The sequence below is a fragment of the Azospirillum agricola genome (assembly GCF_017876095.1).
GTDB lineage: Bacteria > Pseudomonadota > Alphaproteobacteria > Azospirillales > Azospirillaceae > Azospirillum > Azospirillum agricola.
The window spans coordinates 1-10,998 of record NZ_JAGINM010000012.1; the positions used below are offsets into that span (position 1 = coordinate 1).

A 10,998-nucleotide genomic window follows, 5' to 3' on the forward strand; every position below is an offset into this window, starting at 1 on the left:
CACGTTGCCCGCTACGGCTGCGTGACTGCCCCGGCTAGGCCTGCCGGAGACCAGATGAGCCCCCCGGCTCCTACACCACGCCTCGGGACACGACCAGGCCTGGGCGTTTCCACCCAGGAAGACCCATTGACCGCGCAGGGTGAGCCCGGTTGACGAGTTGCTTCAATGAGGCCTGGGCGTTTCCACCCAGGAAGACGCCGTTTGAAGTCCGACATTGAGGAACTGATCCCCGGCTTCAATGAGGCCTGGGCGTTTCCACCCAGGAAGACGTTGGCGGCGGCCACGTCTCGACCGAAAGCGGCGTTGCTTCAATGAGGCCTGGGCGTTTCCACCCAGGAAGACGCGAAGGTGGTGGACGATGGCGTGCGCGCCGCCATGGCTTCAATGAGGCCTGGGCGTTTCCACCCAGGAAGACACAGGCGCTCCACCGTGGGGCGCCTTTCTTTTTGGAGCTTCAATGAGGCCTGGGCGTTTCCACCCAGGAAGACCAAATCACGGTGGACTGTCGCGGGGCTTTCGGAAGGCTTCAATGAGGCCTGGGCGTTTCCACCCAGGAAGACGTCTGGCGCCTCGGTCTGCTTGGGTTGCTGTGGCTTCCGCTTCAATGAGGCCTGGGCGTTTCCACCCAGGAAGACGCGGGCTGCCACTGGGACCGAGCTGCATGTCGGTCCAAGTGCTTCAATGAGGCCTGGGCGTTTCCACCCAGGAAGACCGGCCGTCCTTGATCGTCGCGGTGGCGCCGTAGTCCTTCCCGCTTCAATGAGGCCTGGGCGTTTCCACCCAGGAAGACGAACCTTGAAAGACTTCTCCGACATCTGGCGTCTTGCTTCAATGAGGCCTGGGCGTTTCCACCCAGGAAGACGGCCAACAGCGATCTGCGAAAAGCCGCAGAGTACTGGCTTCAATGAGGCCTGGGCGTTTCCACCCAGGAAGACGGGAAATCACCAGCCGGCGGCCGACACGGGTGGTCGGGCTTCAATGAGGCCTGGGCGTTTCCACCCAGGAAGACGGCTTACCGATGCCGAAACCGCAGCGAATGCCGTAGAAGCTTCAATGAGGCCTGGGCGTTTCCACCCAGGAAGACGGCTCCAGGCGTGCCGCCTGGACCTGGGGGAACACCGCTTCAATGAGGCCTGGGCGTTTCCACCCAGGAAGACCCATAGGCGATAGGGTGATGGTCAATTCTGGCGAGCTTCAATGAGGCCTGGGCGTTTCCACCCAGGAAGACTGCCTGCACTCCCACGCCTCCGGCCGATACAGTCTATGGGCTTCAATGAGGCCTGGGCGTTTCCACCCAGGAAGACTGAGTTTGCAGGTCAGACAGTGGGACTTGCACCGATGGCTTCAATGAGGCCTGGGCGTTTCCACCCAGGAAGACCGCTCGCTCCATCGCCATTCGGCGACATCAGTAGAACGCTTCAATGAGGCCTGGGCGTTTCCACCCAGGAAGACGACCGGACGTCAAGCAGGCTGAGATAAAGTCCTTCGCGCTTCAATGAGGCCTGGGCGTTTCCACCCAGGAAGACCCCTATCCGGCGGCGACCTGACCGGAGCGCTCAACGGCTTCAATGAGGCCTGGGCGTTTCCACCCAGGAAGACTGGATCGGGCCGGCGGACGACGACGACGTGAAGGTGCTTCAATGAGGCCTGGGCGTTTCCACCCAGGAAGACGTCCGTCCGTATGGCGTCGGCCCGCACGGCGACCTCTTGCTTCAATGAGGCCTGGGCGTTTCCACCCAGGAAGACGCGAATCCGGCGGCGTGCTGGAAGCCCCGGCGGGCACGTTGCTTCAATGAGGCCTGGGCGTTTCCACCCAGGAAGACCTGCACCCGGGCCACCGGCACGAGCGTGTCCGCGCCGCTTCAATGAGGCCTGGGCGTTTCCACCCAGGAAGACGGGCTGCCGGGAGCGTCCACCACCTTCAAGCCGTTGCTTCAATGAGGCCTGGGCGTTTCCACCCAGGAAGACCGACACCGCAACGACATCTCGCTCGGCGGCCCAATTGCTTCAATGAGGCCTGGGCGTTTCCACCCAGGAAGACGTTCATGGACTCGCACTGCAGGGCGACGGCTTTGTGGCTTCAATGAGGCCTGGGCGTTTCCACCCAGGAAGACCAGGTCGGTCATGGCGAAGCCCATCACGTTCTGGATCTTGCTTCAATGAGGCCTGGGCGTTTCCACCCAGGAAGACACTCCTACACATGAAGTAGATCACCGCAACGGCTGCAGCTTCAATGAGGCCTGGGCGTTTCCACCCAGGAAGACGGAGGGGTCATCGTATATGCCTCATTGCAAATTGATGCTTCAATGAGGCCTGGGCGTTTCCACCCAGGAAGACGGTTCTGGGCATATTCCTGCGCCTGCGCGCTGTTGGCGCTTCAATGAGGCCTGGGCGTTTCCACCCAGGAAGACCGACGTCGGGGTTTTCGTCCAGGTAGCGTTTGGAATTGCTTCAATGAGGCCTGGGCGTTTCCACCCAGGAAGACTGGTCACGGACCTGCCGACGCCGAAGCGGGGACCGAGCTTCAATGAGGCCTGGGCGTTTCCACCCAGGAAGACGCGCGTGCGATCGTCACGGTACCGCCCAGCGGCTTGACGCTTCAATGAGGCCTGGGCGTTTCCACCCAGGAAGACCGCCACCACTCTAGCCGCTAGTTTAATAGCCAGAAATGGCGCCGATTTCGAAGGGTTTCTCACTTCGAGGATGGGCAGGGCGGTTTTCGATCCGCATTCGTTCTTCACGATGTCAAAGAACCGAGCGCCGACAACCACTTGGCAAATTCGAGCGGTGCCAGCATTTTCATGTGCGCCGAACCCCTCGCAAAAGGGCCGGCAGGCTTCCACGATAGCATCACACGCCACGCTCACACCACGATCGCCTCGCGCCGGATCGTGTCGAATGGACGGCCAAGGCTCTCTATTCGCAAATCCACTGTTTCGGCCGGACCGATGTCCATGATCAGGACATGATCCTCCGACGGCTTGATCAGACCGTCCAGCCGGGCGCCCAAGGCCGCCCGGCGGCGCGGGGTCAGGCGGCATTGGAAAACCGAAAGCTGAAGCCAGCGGCCATACCCCTCCATCGCCTTGAATACCCGCCGCCCCCGTTTCGGGTCGCCGATGTCGTAAGTCACGATGTAAAGGCGCTCGTTGCCGGCCATCGGCGGCTCCTCTCGCTTATCGTGGGCAGTAATGCGTGTAGCGGTCGAATTCGCCCAGCAGATGGCGGGCCAGCAGTCGCGCCTGCACATGCAGCATCCGCCGCATCGAGATCTGATAGCCGAAGTCCGGATGGGAAGCTTCCTGATCCAGGCGCCGCTCGAAGGCGCGGATCAGGGAGCGCCGACCCGCGACCGTCAGGTTGCAGCCCGGCCCCACGGTGACGAAATCACTGGGCGAGAGTTCCCCATTGTTCAGCGCCATCAGCACCGTGGAATCGGCCAGGATCGGCCGCAGCGGCTCCATCAGGTCCAGCGCCAGGGCGGGGCGGCCCGGCCGGTCGGCATGGTAAAGGCCGGCCCAGGGATCCAGCCCGGCGATCTCCAGCGCCGTGGCGCAAGTGCGCGCCAGCAGCGAATAGCACAGCGACAGGCAGGCATTGACCGGGTCGGCCGGCGGGCGTCGCGATCGACGGTCGAAGCCGAACTCCGGCAACCCCGCCACCTTGTCGGTGAACAGAGAGGGAAAGGCACGGAAATAGACCGCCGCCCCTTCGCCCTCGACCCCCAGAAGTTCCGGCAGCGAGGCGACCTTCGCGGTGCGCTCGGCCAGCCGTTTCAGCGTATCGGCGGCATGGTCGCGCTCGGCCTCGGTCGCCCGCCAGTTGCGGCGCAAGATGGTACGCTGGTTGCGCAGCTTCGCCCGGACGAGGTCGCGGGCGAACAGCAGCCGGCGGAAGGCGTCGCCGCGCACCGCATATTGCGCCTCGCGCGCATGCGCGCTGCGCGGCCCGCGGCCGCCGGTGGTGGCCATGAACCAGAAGCCGCTGGACATCCAGGCGACGGGGATTTCCTCGCGCACCAGCGCGTGCAGGGCCGGCGTGGACAGCGATACCGGACCGGCGAGCACCAGTTCGGAGACCTCGCCGATCGGCAGCTCGCGGTCCGGCTCGTTCTCCGCCGTGATGACCAGCAGGTCGCCCTTCTTGCCGACCCGCGCCCCCGGTTGCTGGACATAGAGCGGCATGGCCGAATCGGCGGCAGGCGGCGGTGTGCGCGGCGGGCCGCCGCTGCGAAACAGGTTGACCTCGTCCGGCAGGCAGATCGGCAGCAGCGAGCATTTCGCGCATTTGCGGCTGTTGTCGAGCGGCGGCGGGATGCGGCGGGCGGCGGCGGCCAGCCGCAATCCCGACGCCGCTTCGAGGGTGCGGGCACGCAGATCCTCGCCGAAGGCCACCGGCACCCGTTCCCGGCTGCCGGAAAACCACAGGAAGCCGCCGCCCACCCGGTAGCCGTTGTCCTCCAGAACCAGCGCCTGGGCGCAAAGCTGGACCTTTTCCGGCTCATAGGCGCCGCCCTCCACATGGGGCCGCTTGCCCTTCTTGAAGTCGATGGGGGCGAGGATGCCGTCATCTCCTTCGATCACGTCCATCTTGGCGACCAGCCCCAGCCGTTCGGACGACAGCTCGATGGAGCGGACCTCGAAGGGCGGGGCCTCGTCGGCTTCCTCCGGCGGGGGCAGGGTGCCGCGCCCGGCATCGACGCGGGCATGAACCCGCTTGCCCTCCTCCGTGTCGGCGCTGGCCGCCCAACTGCCCTCGACCCACTCCAGATAGGCCAGGCGCGGGCAATAGACCCATTCGTTGACCATGCGCGCCGGTACCAGCAGATCTGGATCGCTTTCCGGCGGCGCGGGAAGGGCGAGGCTTAGCTGTTCGGTCATCGGCACCACTCCCTGAAGGATGGTTTGTCAGCGATTCTCGTATCAGCGGGGGAAAATTCCCTGATTGAAACCTGAAAAGGAACGATTTGCGAATAGAATACAATTAGAAGAATATAATTCGGATATGTGTCAACCTTTTGTTTATATTGCCGGTACGATAGTTGTGTGTGGAGTTGCGAAGGGAGGGTGCCATGCGCATTCAGTTCGGCTGGCATCTGGACGGCGCCCGTTGGCCGGAAACGCTCGATGGCGGGTCCTGTGGTCTGGACGATGCGGTGGTCGGACCGGAGGGGCTTGTCGGGCTGCTCGAAAGCTGTCTTGGCCTCGGCAGACCGGATGCGCCGCATGTGCTGCGCGTCGCCCAGTTCCTGGCTCGGTTGCGGGCTGTGGATGATGGCGCGCGCTTCTTCAGCGCATCGCTGGCCGCCGATGGCTGGGCGGTCGCCGCCCTGATCCTCGGCTGGCGCGACGCGCTGGTCGAGGCCGGCTGGACCGGTGAGAATCCCGGTGGTGGCGAACGGCTGTCGACGCTTGCAGCGGTGGAAAGGGCCGCCGGACCGCTGATCCCCGGCCGTGCCGACCGTCTGCGCGCTCTGCTCGACGAACTGGCCGCCTTGCCGACCCTGCCGATCGCCGAACTGCGCCTGGCCACGCCGGCGGGACTGCTGCCGCCGGGCTGGCGGCTGATGCTCGACCGGCTGGCTGCGGCGGGGGTCCGCATCCTGCCATGCAAGGACGGCGAAGCGCTGGGCGGCGGCGATCTGGCCGCTCTCGGGCGCCGTCTTGCCGGCGACCGCACCGCCGAGGCTGTCGGCGACGGCGGCGTGACGGTGCTGGAGGCCGACGATGAATGGATGGCGGCGGAGGTGGTTGCCGGCTGGCTCGCTGCCCGGCCGGACCTCGATCACCAAGTGGTGATCATCAAGGGCCAGCGCACCACCTTGCTGGACGAGGCCTGCCGCCGGCTCGGCCTGCCGCGTGTCGGCGGGGCGGGGCGCTCGGCCTGGAGAGGAGCGGCGCAGGTGCTGCCTTTGGCTTTTGCCGCTCTGTGGGAACCGTTGGACGCCCATCGCCTGATGGAGTTGCTGACCCTGCCGCAATCGCCGATCCCGTCCGGTGTGGCCGAGGCCTTCGCCGATGCGCTGGTCGAGGCGCCGGGCATCGGCGGTCCGGTCTGGCAGGAGGCGTGGCGGACCGCGTGCGATCGCCGTCGCGCCAGGCTGGAGGCGCGCGGCCTGTCGGGCAAGGAGTTGGAGCGCCGGCTGGCTGCGGAGGAGCGGGAGTGGCGCGGCTGGCTGGAAAGCGCCCGCTTTCCGGAAACGGAAGGGGTGCCGGTTCCGACCGCGGTGGCGCTGTGCGGGCGGGTGGCGGCCTGGGCGCGCGGGCGTGCCGCACCCCGGCCGGGAACCCGGGACGGCAGCCAGGGCGGCGGCCGCGACGAGATGCTGGACACCGTCGCCGATCAGGCGGAAGCGATGGCGGGCGTGGTCGCCGCCTGCGGGGTGTCGCGGCTGTCCCGGCCCCAGTTGGACCGCATGCTCGACATGGTTGTCGCCGACGGCGTCGCCATGCCGGCCGGCGGGGCCGAGGCGGCGGCTTGGGCGACGGTCGACGATCCCGGACAGCTTTGGGGGCCGGGCGGCACCGTGCTGTGGTGGGGTTTCGTCGATCCGGCTGCGGCCCATCCCGCCATCCCCTGGAGCAATGCGGAACGTCTGGCGCTGGCCGGCGCCGGCTGCCTGCCGGAACCGGCGGGCGCGCGTCTGGCCCGCGAAGCCTGGGCATGGCGGCTGCCGCTGCTGAATGCGGTCGACCGGCTGATCCTGGTCAGGCCGCGCCGGATCGCCGGGGAGGCGGCCGCTGCCCATCCGCTGTGGCACGAGATCGAACCCGCGCTGGCCCGTTGCCCGCGGCTGTCCGCGAGCGCCGCCCTGACGGTGGATCGCCTGACCTTCGCCGGTCGTACGCTTTTCCGCGAAGAATTGGAGCCGGGAGTGCCACCGCTGCCGCGGGCGCGCTGGCGGGTTCCCGCCGGTGCGGTCGCCGTGCCGGACCGGCTGTCGGCCACCGGCCTGGAACGTCTGCTCGGCTGCCCTTTCGCCTGGGTGTTGCACCATGTCGCCGGCATCCGGCCCGGCGTGCTGCGGGCCATCCCGGACGGGGCGCGTCTGCTCGGCTCGCTCGCCCATGCGGTCCTTGCAGAGCTTCTGACCGAGCGGCCCGACTGGACGCCGGAGGCCGCCGCCGCCCGTGCCGCCGCTCTGTTCGACCGTTTGCTGCCGGCTCTGGCGGCGCCGCTGCTGCGTCCCGGCCTGGGGCTGGAGATGGAGCGTGCCCGTGCCGGGGTAGTGGAGGCGGCCCGCCGGCTGGTGGGGCTGATCGCCGAGGCCGGGCTGCGGGTGCGTGGCTGCGAGGTTCCGGTGGAGGCCGACCTGGACGGTGTGACGTTGGAAGGGCGGGTCGACCTGCTGCTGGAAACGGCGGCGGGCGCGCCGGTGGTTCTCGACCTGAAATGGAGTGGCAGCGACAAGCGCCGCCGGCAGGAGATCGCCGAGGGGCGGGCGGTCCAGCTTGCCGTTTACGGCCGGCTGGTCGGCCATGGGGCAGGGCAGGGCGCAGGAGAGGAGCTTGCGGTTCCGGCCGGCTATATGATGCTGGCGCAGCAGCGGCTTCTGGCTTGCGCGCCGGCCCCCTTCCCGCCGCATCTGCATGTGCCGGGCAGCGACCTGTCGGCGGTCTGGCGCGCGGCCTGGAGCGGTCGTTCGGCGGCGTTGGAGCGTCTGGTCGACGGCGACATCCGGGCGGCCGGGATTCCCGACGACAGCGGTTCCGGATCGGATGGATCGGCTGAATTGACCTTGGAACCACCCTGCAAACTCTGCGGATACGGACGCCTGTGCGGCGTCGGGAGCGTTGGCGCATGAACGGCCTGTCTCGTACGGAGATGTCGCCGGTCGATCTGGTGACGGCCAGCGCCGGCACCGGCAAGACCCACCGGCTGACCCGCGCCTATCTTGACGCGGTGGCGGCGGGCATTGCGCCGGAGGCGATCCTCGCCACCACCTTCACCCGCAAGGCGGCGGCCGAATTGCTGGAGCGCATCCGCGGCGGGCTGTTCGAGGCCGGCCGGAACGAGGCGGCGCGCGATGCGCTGGCTGGGCGGATCGGCACCGTCAACGCCCTGTTCGGCCGCATCGCCGCCGACTTCGCACTGGAGGCCGGGCGATCCCCCGTCGCCGAGGTGATCGCCGACGAGCGTGCCGCCGCCCTGTTCGCCGCGGCGGCCGATGCGGTCATCCTTCGCCATGGCGACGGTGTCGAGGCCGCCGCCTGGCGTCTGCGGCTGCCGGACTGGCGCGGTCTGGTGCAGGAGGTCGGCGCCAAGGCGCGGCTGAACGGCATTGCGGCGGATGACCTCGTCCTGTCGGCCGAGCGCTCGCTCGCCGGGCTGTTCACCTTGCTGCCGGCGGCGGCGGACTCCGGCGAGACGCTCGATCGCGCCCTGGCCGACGCGGTGTCGGCCGCTGTCACCGCCATCGGGGCGGCGGGCGACACCGGGGTGAAGAAGACGGCGGAGGCGCTGGCGGTGCTGAAGGATGCCGCCGCCCTGCTGGATGACGGGCGCCCGCTGCCCTGGGCGGAGTGGGTGCGGCTCGGCAAAACCGATGCCGGCAAGCGCTGGACCGCCGTGGTCGATCCGGTGCGGGAGGCGGCCGGCGCCCATCTGCGCCATCCCCGTCTCCGCGCCGACCTGCGCGCCCTGGTCGAAGGGGTGTTCCGCTGCGCCGCCGAGGCGATGGAGGCCTATGGCCGGTTCAAGCGCGACCGTGGTCTCGTCGATTTCGTCGATCAGGAATGCGAGGCGCTGGCCCTGCTGGAGCAGCCCGAGCTTCGCGACCGGCTGGCCGAGCGGATCGAGCTGGCGTTGGTCGACGAGTTCCAGGACACCAGCCCGATCCAGCTCGCCCTTTTCCTCCGGCTGGCCCGCGTGGTTCGCCGCTCCGTCTGGGTCGGCGATGCCAAGCAGGCGATCTACGGCTTCCGCGGCACCGATCCGGCGCTGATCGACGCGGTGACCGCCACGGTGCCGCGCGCCACCGGCGGCATGACGGAGCGGCTGCCGACCAGCTGGCGGTCGCGTCCCGGTCTGGTCGCCTTTCACAACGACCTGTTCGGCGCCGCCTTCCCGCCGCTGGGGATCGCGCGGGAGGATGCGACGGTCGGCGGCTGTGCCCGGAAGGATGGGGCGGACCAGCGGCCACCGCTGGCGCTGTGGACGCTGGGCGGCAAGAATTGGGATCTGGTGCTGGCGGCGCTCGCCCGTGGTGTGGCGACCCTGCTGGCGCTGCCGGAGACTTGGCCGGTCGGCATGCGCGGCGACCGCGAGGGCCGGACGCGGCCCATCCGAGGGGAGGATATCGCCATCCTCTGCCGCAAGAACGAGCGTTGCGCCGTTGCGGCGCGGGCACTGGCCGCCGCCGGGCTGAAGGTGGCGGTCGGACGTCAGGGGCTGGTCTCGACCCCGGAAGCCGGACTGGCGCTCGCCGCCCTGCGCTATCTGGTCGATCCGGCCGACACGCTGGCGATGGTCGAACTGGCCCATGCGGACGGCGATGCCACAGGTGGCGACGGACAGCCGTCCTGGCTGGAGGACTGGCTGCGCCCCGACGACGCCCGGGGCGCCGCCCGGCGGGCGCGGGAGGAGTTGGAGCCGCTGCGGGCGCTCGATGCCGCGCGCGGCCGGCTTCTGCACCTCACTCCGGTGGAGGCGCTGGAGGTCGCCATGATGGCCGGCGGGGTGGTGGAGCGGGTCAAGCGCTGGGGGGACGCCGCCGGGCGGCTGGCGAATCTCGACGCGCTGCGCGGACTGGCCCGCGATTACGAGGAGGACTGCCGCGCCCGGCGCGGGGCGGCCACCGCCGGCGGGCTGATCGGTTTCCTGAGCGATGTGGACAAGGGAGGCGACCAGCCGCCCGCCACCGACGCCGCGGCGGTGCGGGTGATGACCTACCATCAGGCCAAGGGGCTGGAATGGCCGCTGGTGATTGCGATCGATCTTCAGGACGGGCCGGACCCGTCACCCTTCGGCCTGTCGGTGGAGGGGCCGGCGGATGGCGTCGATCCCTGGAACCCGCTGGCCGGTCGCTGGCTGCGCTGGTGGCCCTGGCCCTACGAGAAGCAGCGCAAGGGCACCGGGCTGGACGGTTCCGCCGATGCCAGCCCGGAGATGGCCGCCGCCGGCGCCCGCGAGCAGGCGGAAGCCGTGCGCCTGCTCTATGTCGGGCTGACACGGGCGCGCGATTATCTGGTTCTGGCCCAGAGCCGGCACGGTGCGGCATGGCTGACCGCGCCCCGCGATGCGGAGGGGGTGCCGGTGGTCCAGTTGCCGGCGGCCGATGGCGAACCGGAATTGCGGGTCGCCTCCGCCCGTCATCCCCTCACTCTGGCGTCGTTCGAACCGCCGGAGGAAACGGACCCAGGGTCATGCATCGATCCGGAGGCATCCGTCTTCACCCTGCCGGCGGCGGCGCCGGTGGAGCATCCGCCCTTGCGGATCGCGCCCAGCCGCTGGCGTCCGGCGGCCGATGCGGCGCCCGCGGTCCTGGCGGGAGAAACGCGGTTGGGGGAACGCCTGCCGACCCCCGGCGGTGCCGACATCACCCGGCTGGGCGAGGCGATGCATGGCTTTCTGGCGGTGGACCGGCCGGATACCCCGGCGGCACGCCGGCTGGCGTTGGCCGCCGGGCTGCTGACTCGCTGGGAGCTGCCGGGGATGGCGGCGGAGGCGCTGGTCGAGGCGGGCGACCGCCTGTGGCGCGCGCTGGCAGCCCGCTGGCCGGGGGCGGGCTGGCGCTGCGAGGTGCCGGTGCAGGGACGGCTTGGCCTGCAACGGGTGTCTGGCCGCATCGACCTGCTGGTCGATGCGGGGACGGGCTGGGTGATCCTCGACCACAAGGCTTTTCCAGGCCCGCATGAGCGCTGGGCTGAGCGCGCCCTGGAGCACGCACCCCAGCTGGCGCTCTACGCCCGGCTGGTGGCGGAGGCCAGCGGCCGCCCGGTGCTGGGGTGCTTCATTCACATGCCGGTGGTCGGGCGGCTGCTTGAGGTGGGCTGAACG

Annotated in this window: 4 protein-coding genes and 1 CRISPR repeat array; of the genes, 2 read left to right on the forward strand and 2 right to left on the reverse strand. The window is 69.1% G+C overall.

Annotation, left to right across the window (positions count from 1 at the left end; genetic code table 11):
• Positions 1–86 precede the first annotated feature (86 nt).
• Positions 87–2,633: direct repeats of the CRISPR family, unit length 37 nt; unit sequence GCTTCAATGAGGCCTGGGCGTTTCCACCCAGGAAGAC.
• Between the two features lie 230 nt (positions 2,634–2,863).
• Together cas2 and cas4g/cas1g are read right to left on the reverse strand one after the other, a co-directional pair.
• Entirely contained in the window at positions 2,864–3,160 is a 297-nt protein-coding gene (cas2, locus tag J2847_RS18420; protein ID WP_012975299.1) for a CRISPR-associated endonuclease Cas2, read from the reverse strand.
• 16 nt (positions 3,161–3,176) lie between these two features.
• Positions 3,177–4,880, reverse strand: a complete 1,704-nt coding sequence (cas4g/cas1g, locus tag J2847_RS18425) for a CRISPR-associated endonuclease Cas4g/Cas1g (RefSeq protein ID WP_209780346.1) — start codon at positions 4,878–4,880, stop codon at positions 3,177–3,179.
• A 191-nt stretch (positions 4,881–5,071) separates the two neighbouring features.
• Between cas4g/cas1g and J2847_RS18430 the strand changes: the two genes are divergently transcribed.
• Both J2847_RS18430 and J2847_RS18435 read left to right on the forward strand, forming a co-directional pair.
• Positions 5,072–7,804 carry a PD-(D/E)XK nuclease family protein gene (locus tag J2847_RS18430; protein ID WP_209780347.1) on the forward strand — a complete coding sequence of 911 codons (2,733 nt, stop codon included), beginning with the start codon at positions 5,072–5,074 and terminating at the stop codon, positions 7,802–7,804.
• A complete protein-coding gene (locus J2847_RS18435) occupies positions 7,801–10,995 on the forward strand; it encodes a UvrD-helicase domain-containing protein (RefSeq protein ID WP_209780348.1) in 3,195 nt (1,064 codons plus the stop codon). Before J2847_RS18430 ends, J2847_RS18435 begins: the two co-directional genes overlap by 4 nt.
• Positions 10,996–10,998: the final 3 nt, after the last annotated feature.